The sequence below is a fragment of the Pseudomonas sp. NPDC090752 genome (assembly GCF_055584805.1).
Map to the genome: position 1 here is coordinate 18,659 of NZ_JBVJLI010000019.1, position 14,753 is coordinate 33,411.

Here is a 14,753-nt window from a genome sequence, read left to right on the forward strand (position 1 = left end):
CCGCGAAGAAGCCCGCACAGATTGCACAAAAGCCACAAAAGCACGTGACTTTCCACTCGCCCCGCCAAGTCCCACTCCCTGGTACCCCCACAATCACAACACCAGGCCGGACCACCATGCACCCTCAACGCACCGCCTTGCACAACGAGTTGCACGCCCGCCCGTCGCTGTATTTCGACGGCCCCGCGCACGTCTTCCACCTGGCCCTGCTGGGCGGCGATGCGGCCTGCGCTGCCTTGTTGCAACGCTGCTGCCCGCAGGCGGCTGATGTCGAGGCAGCCCAGGGCATTACCTGCCTGGATGGCCACCCCTTCAAATGGGAACGTCACACCGAATTCTTCACGCTGACGCTGGTGGTGCCCTGCTCGGCAACCGACACCGAATGGCACGCGCTGCCGCCGGTACTGGCGGACGCCATTGCCCCGCAGGCCGCCCAGGTGATCAACTCGGTGCAGGTACTGGTGCGCGGCGAGCAGGGCCTGGATGTGCCCCACTATGGCTTCAAAGACCCCTGCGGCTCGTGTGTCGGCGGTGGCGATGCGGCGGTGTGGAGCGATTTTCGCCTGACTACCGACGGCACCAACCGCTTCCTGTTCATCAACCGCCGCCTCAACGCCTATCGCCAGGGCCGGATGATCCGCCGCCTGCTGGAGATCGAAACCTACCGCATGATGGCCTCGCTGACGCTGACCACGGCCAAGGCCCTGAGCCAGGAGCTGGACGCCTTCGACAAGACCCTGGTGAGCCTTTCCGAGCGCAGCGCCGGGGGCGATGGGCATGACTCCAAAGGCCTGCTCGACGCCATCGCCCACCTGTCACGGCTGGTGGTCAGCCACACGGTGAAAACCCGCCACCGCTTCGGCGCCACCCAGGCCTATGCGCAGCTGGTCTTCGAGCGTTTGGGCGAATTGCGCGAAAGCCACGTGGGCGATTGCCAACGCCTGGGGGTGTTCATCGAACGCCGCTTCAAGCCGACCGTGCGCTACTGCGCGGCCACCGAGCAACGCCTGGAACAGCTGGCGAAGAACGTCGCCAACCTCGGCGACCTGCTGCAGGCGCGGATACAGGTGGAGATGGAAGAACAGAATGCCGGCATCCTGCACAGCCTCAACGCCCGCGCCGATGCCCAGGTGAAAATTCAGCGGGCGGTGGAGGGGCTGTCGATCATCGCCATCACCTACTACCTGCTGAACCTGTTCAAGCTGCTGTATGGCGGGCTGAATGTGCTGGGGTTGGGGCTGACGGCGCGCGATGCCCTGATGGGCATGGCGCCGCCAGTGTTGCTGGTGCTGCTGGTGATCCTGTTGCGGATCAGGCAGGCCAAGCAGCATTGAATGTGGGGGCTGCTCAGCAGCCCCACTTCACGCTGGCTCGTCAGCCGGGCGCGAACCTTCCTGCACCAGCACCATGCTTTGCGGCGAAGACAGGGCAATGCCTTCATCGCGCAAGCGGCCTAGAATGGTGAACAGCAGATCGCTGCGCGCCCCCGACACCTGCCGCGGCCCCGCCACGTAACCACTGACACTGATCACCATGCCGCTGGCCGTCAGGTCCTTGAAGGTCACCGAAGCCGCGGGCGCATCGAGAATCGACTCATGCTCGTGATAAGCCGCCAGCAATAGATCGCGCACCTGGTTGGCATCGGTTTCCAGCGGCAGGGTCAAGGTAATGCCCACCACGCCCAAGGCATTGCCCATGGTCACGTTGCGCACGTTCTGCGAGATGAACTGCGAGTTGGGCACGATCACCGTGGAACGGTCGGACATCTGGATCTCGGTGGCGCGCACGTTGATCCGGCGAATGTCACCCTCGACCCCGGCCAGGCTCACCCAGTCCCCCACCTTGACCGGCCGCTCGGTGAGCAGGATCAGGCCGGAGATAAAGTTCTGCACGATCTGTTGCAAGCCGAAACCGATACCCACCGACAGCGCACTGACCACCCAGGTCAGGCTGGTGAGGTTGATGCGCAGGGTCGACATCACCAGCATGGCCAGGAACAGGAAACCCAGGTAACCGACCAGAGTCACCAGCGACGCACGCATGCCGGCGTCCATGTCGGTTTCCGGCAGCAGACGCTCGCTCAGCCAACGCTTGAGCACGCGGATGCCGAGCATGCCGCCGAACAGCATCGCCACGGCCAGCAGTATGTCGCCCGGCACGATGTTCAGGTTACCCAGGAACTTGCCACCGGTACCGTCCCAGTCGGCCAGGCTCAGCAGCAACTCGCCCGGGCTGGTGCCCGACGGCATCAGCGCCAGCATCACGGCCAGGAACAGCAGCACCGTGCGGCCGATACCGGTCAGGATGGTGCTGGCCTGCGCCTGATGGCGTGGTGCCAGGCCCAGTGTCGAAGCCAGCGCCAGGCCGCCGGGCTGGCGCGGTGACAGCAAGGTTTCGAAGAGGTCACCGATAAAGGTGGTCAACAGGTAGGCGCAGGTGGCGACCACGCTGATCCACAGCAGCTTGGCAGTGAGGAAGTAGGCCAGGGTCAGGTAGCCGGCCAGCAGCGTCAGCAGGATCAGGCCAACCCACACCACGACCACGAACGGGATCAGCCCGGCCAAGCCGGTCGGGCGCTCCAGTTCATGGGCGCGCAGGGTGCGGCGGTAGCGGACGATCGCTGCCGTGAAGATCGCCGCCACCACCAGCGCCGTCAGGCCGTTGGTCGCCACGGTCAGCGCCAGGCTGGTGCCGATCACGCTGTTGATGCGCTCCATGGTCAGCATCACCATCAGCGCCAGGGCCAGCAACTTGGGGAACCAGCCCAGAGCGCTGGCCACTTCGTCATGGATCGGTGGCAGGCGCCAGGACGGGCGCTGGAGCATCAGCATGGCGCGGCCCAGGCCGGTGATGAAGGCGCTGAACACCACCAGGGTGAGGAAGTGGTTGGTCAGGCTGGCCATGTCGGAGCCCAACTCCGCGCTGCTCTCCAGGCCCCAGCGCAACAGCGACACGGATCCGGCGATGGTGCCCAGGGTGGCCAGGCTCACGCTCAAGGCCAGGGCGCTGCGGCGTAAGCGGCCCTCCGGCAGCCAACGGATCATGGCGTCGGCCAGCAGGTTTTCGAACACCCGGCGCACCAGCGTCCACACCAGGATCGCCGCGATCAGGCTGCTGATGAAGAACCAGCGGTGTTCGGCGCTGAAGGCGCTGGCGACAGCATCGGCCGCCTCGCCGCGCAGGTCGCGCAGGCGCATCACGTCGTCTTCGGTGGGGCGGATCAGCGATTGCCAGAACGCCGGGCTCAACGGGGTGGCGGCGCGGCTGGTGACCTGCGAGTTGAACTGGCTGCGGCGCAGGTTGACGATTTGCGTGGACAGGTCGCGGGCCGACTGGGTCAGTTTGGTGGCCTGGTCCTGCTCGGCAAGCACCGCCTTCTTCTGCGCTTCGAGATCCTTGCGTTGCAAGGTGAGGCTCGCGGCTTCGTCCGGTTGCACCGGACCGATGACCTTAAGCTTGTCATCAAGCTTTTCCACATCCGCCGTGCGCACCGCGCTCAACGCGTCGGCCTGGCGCTGCACTTGCACGGCCGCCATGCGCAGCTGCGAGAGCAGATCGTCATTGGCGTTGCTGGTGACCCCCTGACGAATCTGATCGAGCCGATCGCTCAACTGCTCGATGCTGGCGTTTTCGTCCAGCACCGGGAGTTCGCCACCTGCAAGAGTGGACGCGGGCGTGGGCGCCGACCAGGCGGGTGCGGCGAGCGCCAGCATCAGGGCCATGATTCCCAGGCAATAACGGGCAAGGCTTACACGCCTCATCGAACATTCCTCTTTACAACTCGATTTGGCGGAGGATTCTACGCGGCTTATGGCAATCAGGAGAGTGCCGTTTCTCGCGCCAACAATTGCTGCTTGCGTTCAACGCCCCAACGGTAGCCGCTGATGTCGCCGTCACGGCGCACCACCCGATGGCAGGGGATGGCCACGGCAATGCGGTTGGCCGCGCAGGCCATGGCCACGGCACGCACTGCCTTGGGCGCACCAACGCGTTCGGCGATGTCGGTGTAGCTCACTCGGCTGCCCACCGGCACCTCGCGCAGCGCTTGCCAAACCCGCTCCTGAAACGCGGTGCCCTGCACGTCCAGGGGGAGGTCCAGGCCTAAAGCGGGGGCTTCGACAAAACCCACGACTTCGGCGACCACGCGCTCGTACTCGGCATTGCCGCCGATCAGTTGGGCCTTGGGGAACTGGTCCTGCAATTGTTCGAGCAGTGCTTGAGGGTCGTCGCCCAGCAAGATCGCGCAGATGCCTTTGGCACTCTGTGCCACCAGGATCGCCCCCAGTGAGCACTGGCCCACTGCGAAATGGATGGCCGCTCCCGCGCCACCGTTGCGGTATTCGCGTGGGCGCATGCCCAGCCGTTGGTCGGCGCTTTCGTAGAAACGGCTGTTGGAGTTGTAGCCGGCCTCGAAGATGGCGTCGGTCACCGAACGTTGCCCGTTCAGGCTTTCACGCAGGCGCTCGGCGCGAAAGGCAGTGGCGTAGGCCTTGGGGGTGAGGCCGGTTTCGGCCTTGAACAGGCGGTGCAAGTGGAACGGGCTGACGGCCAACTGCGCGCCGAGCTGGTCGAGGCTGGGAGCGTTGTCACAGGTTTCGAGCAGACGGCAGGCGCGGGCTACCAAATCGGAGCGGCGCTTGGGCGTGGTCTTGACCTGGCAGCGCAGGCACGGGCGATAGCCGGCTGTTTCGGCGGCGGCGGCGTCGGTGAAGAATTCGACGTTTTCGCGCTTGGCCATGCGCGACTTGCAGCCGGGCTGGCAGTAGATGCCGGTGGTGCGTACGGCGTAGATGAAGTGACCGGCGGCGTTGCTGTCGCGGGTTTGGACGGCTTGCCAGCGTTGATCCTTGGTGGTGTACGCGTTCATCGCGGTGTGCCTCAACTCATTGCTGTGCCAATACCGGCCCTTTCGCGGGACGAGCCCGCTCCCACAGGATATCTATAGAACCCAATGACAGTGGAGAACCTGTGGGAGCGGGCTTGCCCCGCGAAAGGGCCGGCAAAGCCACTGCATAAACATCAGGCCCGCCACAGGTACCAGGCCGCCACCGTCCGATGCGGACTCCAGCCGCCGCCCAACGACCGCATCTGCGCCGGTGTCGGCGCCTTCTCCAGCCCTTTGAGCCGACGATATCCTTCACGCACGCCAAAATCGTCCACTGGCAGGATATCCGAGCGCTCCAGGCTGTAGATCAGCAGCATTTCCACAGTCCAGCGCCCTACCCCACGCAAGGCAACCAGCCTCTCTATCAAGGCCTCGTCAGCCATGCTCAACGCTTCTTCGCGGCCAGGCACCGCGCCGTCCAAAGTAGCCTGGGCTATCCCCCGTACAGTGGCCAGCTTGCTCGCCGAAAAGCCACAAGCACGCATCGTCTCCGGCGCCAGCGCCAACAATTGCTGCGGTGCAGGAAACCCGTCGCCAGGAAACAACGCCAGCAATCGCCCAAGAATCGCCTCGGCCGCACGCGCATGCAGCTGCTGATAGGCAATCGCCCGCACCAATGCCTCATAAGGCTCGCGCCCCGGCGTCGCACGATGCAGGCACGGCCCGGTAGCGGCAATATGCCGCGCCCAGTCAGGGTCCAGCGCGGTCAGGTAATCGGTGGCATCGCGGTAGGCGCCAGGCGAGAGGTCGGCGAGGATCATGCGGGGCTCCATTGGGGTCAATGCAAGTCCAGCTTAACCCACCCGCCCCTCTAGAAAATGCCGGATCTTGCGCAGCTAATTCCTGGTATGCCATTGCCCCGGATCATCATCCCCGCATAGAATTGAGAACTATTCACAAACGCACACGTTTCACGGGGTCAGGCCTTCGCTACGATGCAGATCAACGACACGCTCAAACCGGCCGAGGTCGCCCTGCTCTATCAGTCCCATCACGCCTGGCTGCGTGGCTGGCTGCGCAGCCGGGTAGGCTGCCAGGAACACGCCGCCGACCTGGCCCAGGACACCTTCGTGCGCCTGCTGCGGGCGCGCCAGGTTTCGCCGCTGAAAGAACCACGCGCCTACCTGAGCAGCATCGCCCGTGGCCTGATGATCGACCAATTCCGCCGCCGCGCCCTGGAACGCGCCTATCAAGAGAGCCTGGCGCACCTCCCCGATGGAGACGTGCCCAGTGAAGAACACCGCCTCCTCATCCTCGATACCCTCGAACGCCTCGAAGACGCCCTGAACCGGCTCAAACCACGCGCCCGCCAGGCCTTTCTGCTGGCCCAACTCGATGGGCTGAGCATGCCGCAGATCGCCCTGCGCCTCGACGTTTCACGCGCCACTGTCGAACGCGACTTGGCCAAGGCCCTGGGCATCTGCTACCGGTTGCGCTATGCCGAACTCTGATCGCGCCCCCGCGCAAGCCCAGGTCGACCAGGCCATCGAGTGGCTGGTGAAGCTGCGCTTCGATAGCCCAAATCCGGCAACCGAACAGCAATTCCAGCAGTGGCTGGCCCGTCATCCGCACAATGCCCAGGCCTGGCAACGGGTCAGCAACCTCAGCGACGAACTGGCCGGATTACCCAACGAGCTGAGCCGGCGCACCCTCGATGGCAGCCAGCGCCAGCGCGTCAGCCGCCGTGACCACCTCAAGCTGTTGGCGGTGCTGGCCGTGGGCGGCAGCCTTGGCTGGGCCGCGCGCGATCCTCTGGGCCTGCCTGCGCTGGTCGCCGACAGCAGCACCGACACTGGCGAGCGCCGCCAGCTGCAGGGCAGCGATGGCAGCCAGATCCAGCTCAACACGGCCAGCGCCATCGACCTGCATTACAGCGCCGAACAACGCGAACTGACCCTGCTGCGCGGCGAAGTCAGCCTGACCAGCAACCCCGACGACAACCGACCGTTTCAGATCAACACCCGTGTCGGGGCCCTCGGCACACAAGACGGCCAACTGCTGCTGCGTGAAAATGATCAGGGCCTGCTGCTGGCCGTGCGCGCCGGCGAAGTCACCCTGTTTCCGGCCTCCACTGCACCGCACCTGGTTCATGCGGGGGAGGTGCTGCAGGTGTCCCCCAGTGGCAGCTATCACCTCGCGACGCTGCAGGGCGACCCGTGGGGCTGGACCGACGGTGTGCTTAGCGTGCAGCAAATGCCGCTCGGCGAGTTCTGCGCGGAACTCGCCCGCTATCGCCCCGGGCTGCTGCGCTGCGCACCTGAGGTGGCCAAGCTGAAAGTGTCCGGCACCTACCAGCTGGGCGACACCGAACAAATCCTGCAATTGCTCGCCCGCAGCCTGCCGGTGCGGATCGACTACCGCACGCGCTTCTGGGTAAGCGTCAGCGCCGCCTGAGAAAAACTAGTCCGCCACCGCACGCAACTTGCCCACCCGCCGGTACGACTGGCGGGCAAAGCACACGAACAGCCCGGCCATGATCGCCAGCGCCATCGGCAAGCCATGCGGCGCCACGTCCATCGCCGCGCCGCTGACCAGCGGCCCGACCAGGCTGCCGACGCCCCACAGCAAGCCGACGCTGGCATTGGCGGTAACCAGGTCCTGGCCCTTGAAACGCTGCCCGATCAGCACCAGCGCCAGGGTATAGATGCCCCCCGCCACTGCGCCCAGCACCACCAGCAACGGCCACAGCAGCCAGGTCATCTGCAGCAGCCACGGCAAGGCGATGCCGATCGCCATCGCCACCAGCCCGCATACCAGGTGCAGCCCGGTGCGCTCGACCCGGTCGGCCAGCCAGCCCAGTGGCAACTGGAAGACCATGTCGCCAGCAAACACCACGGTTACCATCAACGCCGCAACGCCCACGGCAAAGCCATGGCTGGTGGCGTACACGGGTAGCAGCGACAGCACCACCGCATCGAAGAACGAGAAGAACAGCACCGCCACGCACAATGCCGGCGCGACGCGGAAGAAACCGGCCAGACCGAAGCTTTTCTCGCCCTCGTCACCGTGCTCCACGTGGTCGTTGGGCACCGTCAGCAGGATACACAGCAGCGCCAGGCCATAACAGAAGGTCACCACACCGGTGATCCACGGGCTGTTGGCACCGACCACGGCGAGCATCGCCGGGCCCAGCACCTGGAAGCCGGTGAAGCTGGTGGCGTACAGCGCCATGATCTTGCCGCGATTATGGTCGGGGCACAGTTCGTTGACCCACGACTCACCCAGGATGATCGCGACGCCCATGCCGATCCCCAGGCCCAGGCGCAACATGGCCAGCAGCCAGATCGAATCGAATGCCGTCTCCAGCAAGGCGATGCTCACGGTGCACAGACTGAAGCACAACAGGTAGATGGTGCGCCGGGTCAGGTGCCGACAGCAGGCGTCGACCATGAACGCCGAGAGCATCATGCCCGCAGCGGGGATGGCCGAAATGATGCCGATCTGTAAGGTGCCGGCGCCGGCCTCGTGCAAGCGCAACGACACCAGCGGCAGGCTGGCCCCCAAGCTGAAGCCGACCACCGACACGGCGAACAGAAGGCCCGCCAGCAAACGCATGTTCATGTACCACTCCCAGCAAACTGAAAAAGACGCGCGGATACGGGCGCCCACGCGCACGCCGGGAAGGCGAACGACGCAGGGGCGCAGGTCAGTTCAGAACAAGGTGTGGCGAGAAGGTAAAGGCAAACAACACGCTGCGGCGACGCTTGAGCACCGTGTCGCTCGGCCACGCACGACGCATGGCCTGGAGGGCAGGCTGGCGAGCGTGTGGGAGGGACTGGCTACGGCGCATTGCTTTGGCTGCTACGCAGGTGGTTGAAAAGAGCCGGCACTCTAGGCCAAGCCAGGTTGAGTCGTCAATTGCCGGGGGCTGCTTTGCAGCCCCATCAGTGTCAGCGCTTACCGGTATTTGGCAGAAACACCGCCAACACGCCGAACAACGGCAGGAACGAGCACAACCCATACACGTACTCGATACCGCGCAAGTCCGCCAGGTACCCCAGCAGCGCCGCGCCAATACCACCGAAGCCGAACATCAGGCCGAAGAAGACCCCGGCAATCATGCCCACGCTACCGGGCACCAACTCCTGGGCATAGACCACGATCGCCGAGAACGCCGAGGCGAGGATAAAGCCAATCACTACGCTCAATACGGTGGTCCAGAACAGGTCGGCATACGGCAACGCCAGGGTGAACGGCGCCACACCGAGGATCGAGAACCAGATCACCGCCTTGCGCCCGATGCGGTCACCGATTGGCCCGCCGAAGAACGTACCCGCCGCCACCGCCCCCAGGAACAGGAACAAGTGCAACTGCGAGCTGGCCACTGACAAGTCGAATTTCTCGATCAGGTAGAAGGTGAAGTAACTGGTGAAGCTGGCCATGTAGAAGTACTTGGAGAACACCAGCAGGCCCAGCACGATCAGCGCCGCGATCACCCGCTTGCGCGAGATGCCGTGGGTGGCCTGCACCGCCTTGCGTGCCTTGGCCTGGTTGAGGTGCTCGGTGTACCAGCGACGCAGCATCAAGGTCACGGCCAAGAACAGCAGCCCCGCTACACCGAACCAGGCCACATGGGTCTGGCCGAATGGAATGACGATGGCGGCCGCCAGCAACGGTCCGAAGGCGGAGCCTGTATTGCCGCCGACCTGGAAAGTCGACTGCGCCAGACCGAACCGCCCGCCCGAGGCCAGACGTGCAATCCGCGACGTTTCCGGGTGGAAGGTCGACGAACCGATCCCCACCAGCGCCGAGGCCAGCAAAATCATCGGGAAACTGCCGACGAAGGCCAGCATGATGATCCCCACCAGCGTGCACAGGGTACCGAGCGGCAGCAGATTCGGCGTTGGTCGACGGTCGGTGAAAAAGCCGACCCAGGGCTGCAACAGCGAGGCCGTGATCTGGAAGGTCAGGGTGATCATGCCGATCTGGGCGAAGCTCAGGTCGTAATTGGCCTTGAGCATCGGGTAGATCGCCGGCAGCACCGATTGGATCAGGTCGTTGATCAGGTGCGCCAGCGCGCAGAAGGTGATGATACGCATCACCAGCGGATTGGCTTGGCTTGCCGAACCGCTGCTGACGTTGGAGGTGCTGCTGATGGCCATGGGCTCGAGTTCCGTCCGCAGGTTTGGGATCCGATTATCAGGAAACAAATGGATACATAGCTATCTTTTTATCCCTTTGTCACTGCGTACTTGTAAATGGTTCTCAATATATTTAGCATCCTCTGACCAATTCCCCCGTAATCGTTGGGCGAAAACGCCCTTTCGCGAGCACACCCCATGAGCCCGATGCCCGCCACGCAGACCCAGGCCGACCCTGAGCAGGAAGCCCTGGAGTGGTTCTCCCGCCTGCGCCAACCCGGTTGCGACGAGCGCGAACGCCAGGCGTTCGCGCGGTGGTGCCAGGACCCGCTCAACGCGCACGCCTATGCCGAGCTCGAAGCCTGCTGGCAGCAACTGCAAGTGCCAGCTGCCCGGCCTCGACCACGTGTGTTCAGCGCCAGGCGCGGCCACCTGGGCAAGGTGTTGGCGCTGCTGTTCCTGTCAGGGCTGGCGCTGCTGGCGTATTTGTATTGGCCACTGATGCAGCGCCTGGGCAGCGAACTGCACACCGATGCCGGCGAACGGCGCAGCCTGCGCCTGGCCGACGGTTCCACCCTGCACCTGGACAGCGCCAGCGCAATGAATGTCGACCTGCGTGGGCGCACACGCCTGCTGCGCTTGGTGCAGGGCCAGGTGTATCTGGAAGTGATGCTCGACGGTCGCGCCATGGAAGTGCAGGTGAACGATGCACGCATCCAGGTCTTCGGCACCCGCCTGATGGTGGCTCGTCATGCCGACCATGACGAGCTGGTGGTGCTCAACGGCAAGGCCATGATCCTTCAGGGTGGCGACCAGCGCATGGTATCGGCGGGCGAACGGGTGACATTCACCGAAGCGCGAATCAACCCCGTGGAAAAAGTCGACGTTAAAACCGCCGATGCCTGGCGCACCGGCCAGCTGCGAGTTCGCGACATGCCCCTGGGCCAGATCATCGAACGCTTGGCCAGCTATCAGGGCCGTCGCGTCTGGCTGATGGAGCAACAGACGGCCTATCGGCGTGTGAGCGGTGACTTCAACCTCGACCGCCCCGGCGAAACCCTCGACGCGCTGGCTGCCGCGCAGCACTTGCAACTGCACGGCGTGCTCGGGCAGTGGCTGATCGTCCAATAAAATCGGGCCGGGCGGCTAAGTTTTTGAAAGCGTGCAAATTTTTTTTGAAATGAGTGTTGACACAGGGGCCTCACAAGCGAATAATGCGCGCCATCGGCTACATAGCTCAGTTGGTTAGAGCATAGCATTCATAATGCTGGGGTCCGGGGTTCAAGTCCCTGTGTAGCCACCAAACTTGAAAAGGGCTTACCGCAAGGTAGGCCCTTTTTTTTGCCTGCATAAAAGTTCAGCGCACGCCCGCCGCCGCAACCGCCAACCCCAGACCAATCAGCGCTACACCGATCACCCGATCGACCACCACCTGCCGCTCGATCATTGCCGAGCGCAACCCCGCACTGGAAAAGAACACCGCCACCAGGCTGAACCAGGCCCAGTGGGCAAACGACATGAATGCCCCATAGGCGAAGTCCAGGGCCAATGGCGTACCTGGCTGGACCACCTGCGTGTAAGCGCTGACTACAAAAAGCATGGTCTTGGGGTTCAAGGCGTTGGTCATGAAACCTGTGCGCAGCGCGGCCACCAGGCTCTTGCCAGAGACCGGCCCCGCAAGGCTCAAGCGGGTGGTGTTGGTCAACGACTGATAACCCAGATAGATCAGGTACCCCGCCCCGAGCACCTTCATTGCCAGGAACAGCGCCGGGCTCTGGCTGATGATCACCGCAATGCCCAACACCGTGTACAGCACATGCACCTGCACGCCCAGGGCGATACCTACCGCTGCGGCCAGCCCGGCCTTGCGGCCCTGTGCATAACTGCTGCGGGTCACCATGGCGAAATCGGCACCGGGGCTGATGACAGCCAGGAGAGTGAATAAAGCAACGGCCAGCAATTCGGTCACGGATAGAGCCTCTATAGACGATGCAAATGCACAGATGCGCCAAGTATCGAGGCCATACAGGATTCGGGAAATCGATTTATAGTGAATCAAATCCGCTAGTTTTCCTCACATAAAGCCCATGAAGCTGCCACCCCTCACCGCCTTCCGTTATTTCGACATCGCCGCCGAAACTGAAAGCTTCGTGCGTGCCGCCGAGCGCCTGCATGTCACCCACGGCGCCGTCAGCCGCCAGGTGCGCCTGCTGGAGGAACACCTGGGCATCGAGCTGTTCGAGCGGCGCAACCGGGCAATTTTCCTGACCCCGGCCGGCCGTGCCCTGCAAGGCACCACCCAAGCCATCTTCGAGCAACTCGAAAATGCGGTGCAGCGCCTGCAGCAACAGGAGCGCGATAACGTGCTGGTGCTGTCCTGCGAGCCGACCATCGCCATGCGCTGGCTGATCCCGCGCCTACCCCGCTTTCACGCCGCCCACCCGGACCTGCAACTGCACCTGGTGGCCGCTGGCGGGCCACTGGATTTCGCCCGCAGCGGTGTCGACCTGGCGCTTCGACGCGATGACTTCCATTGGCCGCCCGCATTGCACAGCCTGAAAATCTGCAACGAGTGGATCGGACCGGTCAGCCGCGACGCCGACATTGAGCTCGATGGCCGGCGCCTGCTGCATAGCGGCACACGGCCTGAAGCCTGGCCGACATGGTTACGCTTGAGCGGCCGCAAGGCGCGACACAGCCAGCGCAGCGACTACCAACACTTTTACCTGTCACTGCAGGCAGCCAGCGCCGGCCTTGGCCTGGCCATCGCCTCGGCGCTGATGGTGCGCGACGAGCTCGACAGCGGACAGCTGCACGCTCCGCTCGGCTTTTTGCGCGACGGCTCCGCCTATCACCTGCTGAGCCCGCAACCGCTGGACGACGGCGGCAAGCGCCAGCGCTTTGCCGAATGGGTCATTGGCGAAAGCCAGGCCTGCCTCGCTCAGCTGGGCTTGCTGCAGAACGACGAGCCGGCACTGCCGTCACCACCCCAGGTGCGGTAGCCCGCCGTGTCGAGATGGATACGGCCGGTCGGGTAGCGCCCCAGGCCCATGTTCCAGCCCTGGCCATGCTGCTGCCAGAAGCGGCACAGTGGATTGGGATCGGCCCAGGCCGGCAGCAGGATATCGACCGCGAAAGCACGGGTATGGGCACTGTCCACAGCGCCACCAGCGCAGCGGTTGAGGCTTGGATCGCGGTAGGCCGAGACCACTTCGAACTGACGCAGGATGCCCTGATCACCCAGCATTTTTACAAGCGCCAGCGTGGAGCGCACTTTCGGCCAGTTGCCGGGCGGCGGCACGGCGAAGGGCGAGGCCTTGCACAGCCGCCAGTCAGAAGCCGAGCGCAGCAACTGATGAATTGGCACCACGCCATACAGGCGGGCATCCACCAGCATCTCGCGAAAGGGCCTTGTCTGATGATCCCCCGCCCATTGCGCGAACATCCACAGGTCACGCTCATCGGCCTGCGCCGCGCCTGCGATCAACGCCACCGCCATCAAGCAGCCTTTGACACTTCTCATTCCCGCTCCCCCGCTCCAGTATGAGCACGCCCGCCTACCCTGGCGGTTCTGCTGACAAGGAGTTAAGCATGCACAAGATAGCCCTATCGAGCCTGGCCGCCCTCGCCTTCACCGGCGTTGTCGCCGCCGATGCCCGGATCGACCTGGGCGATGCCCAGCGCGTCACTCGCCTGTTCGCCTTCCCCAACAACTGTCATGTGATCTGCTTTCGCGACTGGACGCTGGAGCAAACCGTCGAGCATTACCTGACCCAGAGCGTACGCCGCGACGGCCACGCCAAAGCCCAGGTGCACGTGAGCCGCGACGCTGATCGGCTACACGCAACCATCAGCGACGTCCCGGCCAACTACGCCGAACCGCTGCGCAAGCTGCTCGACAGCGGCGAGCTGGCTTACCAGGGTGCCACCCAGCTGAACAAAGACGGTAAATGGTCCTATGACTGGTACCTGTTCCTGCCGCTGGGCATGGCCCTGCAGAACCGCCGCAGCATCGAGCTGCTGCACTTTCCGCCCGACTATTCGCTGACCCAGGCGCAAGACTACCTGCGAAGCAACACCACCGACCGCTGGGCCGAGCTGCTGACCTACAACGGTGTGGCAGCCGGCGACACCCCGGCCTACCAGACCATCATCGACATCGCCCCGATTGCCGCACCGGCCAGTGCGGGCGAAACGCTGAAAGAGACTTACAGCTACTTCAAGGACTACCAGGTGCGCATGGTCAAGGAGATGACCCTGCAGAACATCACCCAGCCCCTGCCAATGGTTGCCTTCGGCGCTCCAGTGCGCAGCTGGATCGAGCAGCAGTATGGGCCCAAGGTCGGTGTGCTGGGCCTGGTCAGCATCAGCCCGCAGGCAGGCGCCAAGGTACCGGTGCTGGGTGCCAACCACCCGAGCGCGATCTGGTATGCGGCGGACAAGAGCAACTACGACGGCGATCAGGACAAGGCCGACGCGGCGGGGCTGAAGATGATGGGGCAGGATTTGACGGCGGCCTGCTGGCAGGCTGGGATGGGGCGCAATCAGCGGGCCGATGCCAAGTTGACGCTCGACGCGTGCTCGACCAAGTGGCAAGTGACGCAGAAGAAGCAGACCTGCGAGCTGTTCTTGCGCACAGTGCGCAAGTACACGCCGGAGCAAGCGGCGGCCAAATGCAATACCAGGGTGGTTACGAGGTCGCTGAGGGATCTGCGTGCGCCAGTCGAGAGGCTTCAGGATCTTTGATTGATGCAGCCTGGGCCGGCCTCTTCGCAGGGCAAGCCCGC

At 64.1% G+C, this 14,753-nt stretch carries 13 protein-coding genes and 1 tRNA gene; 7 read left to right on the top strand and 7 right to left on the bottom strand.

The annotated features are described in order from the left end of the window. Positions 1-116: 116 nt before the first annotated feature. Positions 117-1,334, top strand: a complete 1,218-nt coding sequence (locus tag ACZ6YA_RS21575; RefSeq protein ID WP_465899278.1) for a DUF3422 domain-containing protein — start codon at positions 117-119, stop codon at positions 1,332-1,334. Positions 1,335-1,361: 27 nt separating this feature from the next. On the opposite strand, the gene ACZ6YA_RS21580 is transcribed toward ACZ6YA_RS21575, so the two are convergent. From ACZ6YA_RS21580 to ACZ6YA_RS21590, 3 genes are all read right to left on the bottom strand, one after another. Beyond that, a complete protein-coding gene (locus ACZ6YA_RS21580; protein ID WP_465899280.1) occupies positions 1,362-3,761 on the bottom strand; it encodes a DUF3772 domain-containing protein in 2,400 nt (799 codons plus the stop codon). A 56-nt stretch (positions 3,762-3,817) separates the two neighbouring features. Further along, on the bottom strand, positions 3,818-4,867 hold the full coding sequence (ada, locus tag ACZ6YA_RS21585) for a bifunctional DNA-binding transcriptional regulator/O6-methylguanine-DNA methyltransferase Ada (RefSeq protein WP_465899281.1): 1,050 nt from the start codon (positions 4,865-4,867) through the stop codon (positions 3,818-3,820). 152 nt (positions 4,868-5,019) lie between these two features. Beyond that, positions 5,020-5,646, bottom strand: coding sequence for a DNA-3-methyladenine glycosylase family protein (locus ACZ6YA_RS21590; RefSeq protein WP_465899283.1), 627 nt, complete (start codon positions 5,644-5,646; stop codon positions 5,020-5,022). Positions 5,647-5,820: 174 nt separating this feature from the next. Between ACZ6YA_RS21590 and ACZ6YA_RS21595 the strand changes: the two genes are divergently transcribed. Both ACZ6YA_RS21595 and ACZ6YA_RS21600 read left to right on the top strand, forming a co-directional pair. Continuing rightward, positions 5,821-6,336 carry a sigma-70 family RNA polymerase sigma factor gene (locus ACZ6YA_RS21595; RefSeq protein ID WP_465899285.1) on the top strand — a complete coding sequence of 172 codons (516 nt, stop codon included), beginning with the start codon at positions 5,821-5,823 and terminating at the stop codon, positions 6,334-6,336. Further along, a complete protein-coding gene (locus ACZ6YA_RS21600; RefSeq protein WP_465899287.1) occupies positions 6,323-7,279 on the top strand; it encodes a FecR domain-containing protein in 957 nt (318 codons plus the stop codon). The genes ACZ6YA_RS21595 and ACZ6YA_RS21600 overlap by 14 nt, the downstream gene beginning before the upstream one ends. Before the next feature lie 6 nt (positions 7,280-7,285). Here ACZ6YA_RS21600 and ACZ6YA_RS21605 read toward each other — a convergent pair whose 3' ends face one another. Beyond that, on the bottom strand, positions 7,286-8,446 hold the full coding sequence (locus tag ACZ6YA_RS21605) for an MFS transporter (RefSeq protein ID WP_465899289.1): 1,161 nt from the start codon (positions 8,444-8,446) through the stop codon (positions 7,286-7,288). Between the two features lie 329 nt (positions 8,447-8,775). After that, the gene (locus ACZ6YA_RS21610; RefSeq protein WP_465899291.1) at positions 8,776-9,987 is read right to left on the bottom strand and encodes an MFS transporter; all 1,212 of its coding nucleotides are present in this window, start codon (positions 9,985-9,987) and stop codon (positions 8,776-8,778) included. 177 nt (positions 9,988-10,164) lie between these two features. Between ACZ6YA_RS21610 and ACZ6YA_RS21615 the strand changes: the two genes are divergently transcribed. Together ACZ6YA_RS21615 and ACZ6YA_RS21620 are read left to right on the top strand one after the other, a co-directional pair. Further along, a complete protein-coding gene (locus tag ACZ6YA_RS21615; protein ID WP_465899293.1) occupies positions 10,165-11,097 on the top strand; it encodes a FecR family protein in 933 nt (310 codons plus the stop codon). 95 nt (positions 11,098-11,192) lie between these two features. Next, positions 11,193-11,269: transfer RNA gene (locus ACZ6YA_RS21620), tRNA-Met, on the top strand. Positions 11,270-11,323: 54 nt separating this feature from the next. Here ACZ6YA_RS21620 and ACZ6YA_RS21625 read toward each other — a convergent pair. After that, positions 11,324-11,935 (bottom strand): LysE family translocator, encoded by a 612-nt coding sequence (locus tag ACZ6YA_RS21625; protein ID WP_465899295.1) that lies wholly within the window; start codon positions 11,933-11,935, stop codon positions 11,324-11,326. Between the two features lie 118 nt (positions 11,936-12,053). On the opposite strand from ACZ6YA_RS21625, the gene ACZ6YA_RS21630 reads away from it, so the two are divergent. Next, positions 12,054-12,968, top strand: a complete 915-nt coding sequence (locus tag ACZ6YA_RS21630) for a LysR substrate-binding domain-containing protein (RefSeq protein WP_465899297.1) — start codon at positions 12,054-12,056, stop codon at positions 12,966-12,968. On the opposite strand, the gene ACZ6YA_RS21635 is transcribed toward ACZ6YA_RS21630, so the two are convergent. After that, positions 12,908-13,489 (bottom strand): D-Ala-D-Ala carboxypeptidase family metallohydrolase, encoded by a 582-nt coding sequence (locus tag ACZ6YA_RS21635; protein WP_465899298.1) that lies wholly within the window; start codon positions 13,487-13,489, stop codon positions 12,908-12,910. The two genes, ACZ6YA_RS21630 and ACZ6YA_RS21635, sit on opposite strands and share 61 nt — an antisense overlap. Before the next feature lie 68 nt (positions 13,490-13,557). On the opposite strand from ACZ6YA_RS21635, the gene ACZ6YA_RS21640 reads away from it, so the two are divergent. Beyond that, on the top strand, positions 13,558-14,712 hold the full coding sequence (locus ACZ6YA_RS21640) for a hypothetical protein (protein WP_465899300.1): 1,155 nt from the start codon (positions 13,558-13,560) through the stop codon (positions 14,710-14,712). Positions 14,713-14,753 lie beyond the last annotated feature (41 nt).

Bases quoted from the DNA above. Each gene is read 5' to 3' on its own strand.
- ACZ6YA_RS21605 (WP_465899289.1), bottom strand. From the start codon at position 8,446: ATGAACATGCGTTTGCTGGCGGGCCTTCTGTTCGCCGTGTCGGTGGTC.
- ACZ6YA_RS21600 (WP_465899287.1), top strand. From the start codon at position 6,323: ATGCCGAACTCTGATCGCGCCCCCGCGCAAGCCCAGGTCGACCAGGCC.
- ACZ6YA_RS21595 (WP_465899285.1), top strand. From the start codon at position 5,821: ATGCAGATCAACGACACGCTCAAACCGGCCGAGGTCGCCCTGCTCTAT.
- ada (WP_465899281.1), bottom strand. From the start codon at position 4,867: ATGAACGCGTACACCACCAAGGATCAACGCTGGCAAGCCGTCCAAACC.
- ACZ6YA_RS21635 (WP_465899298.1), bottom strand. From the start codon at position 13,489: ATGAGAAGTGTCAAAGGCTGCTTGATGGCGGTGGCGTTGATCGCAGGC.
- ACZ6YA_RS21575 (WP_465899278.1), top strand. From the start codon at position 117: ATGCACCCTCAACGCACCGCCTTGCACAACGAGTTGCACGCCCGCCCG.
- ACZ6YA_RS21630 (WP_465899297.1), top strand. From the start codon at position 12,054: ATGAAGCTGCCACCCCTCACCGCCTTCCGTTATTTCGACATCGCCGCC.
- ACZ6YA_RS21640 (WP_465899300.1), top strand. From the start codon at position 13,558: ATGCACAAGATAGCCCTATCGAGCCTGGCCGCCCTCGCCTTCACCGGC.
- ACZ6YA_RS21610 (WP_465899291.1), bottom strand. From the start codon at position 9,987: ATGGCCATCAGCAGCACCTCCAACGTCAGCAGCGGTTCGGCAAGCCAA.
- ACZ6YA_RS21580 (WP_465899280.1), bottom strand. From the start codon at position 3,761: ATGAGGCGTGTAAGCCTTGCCCGTTATTGCCTGGGAATCATGGCCCTG.
- ACZ6YA_RS21615 (WP_465899293.1), top strand. From the start codon at position 10,165: ATGAGCCCGATGCCCGCCACGCAGACCCAGGCCGACCCTGAGCAGGAA.
- ACZ6YA_RS21590 (WP_465899283.1), bottom strand. From the start codon at position 5,646: ATGATCCTCGCCGACCTCTCGCCTGGCGCCTACCGCGATGCCACCGAT.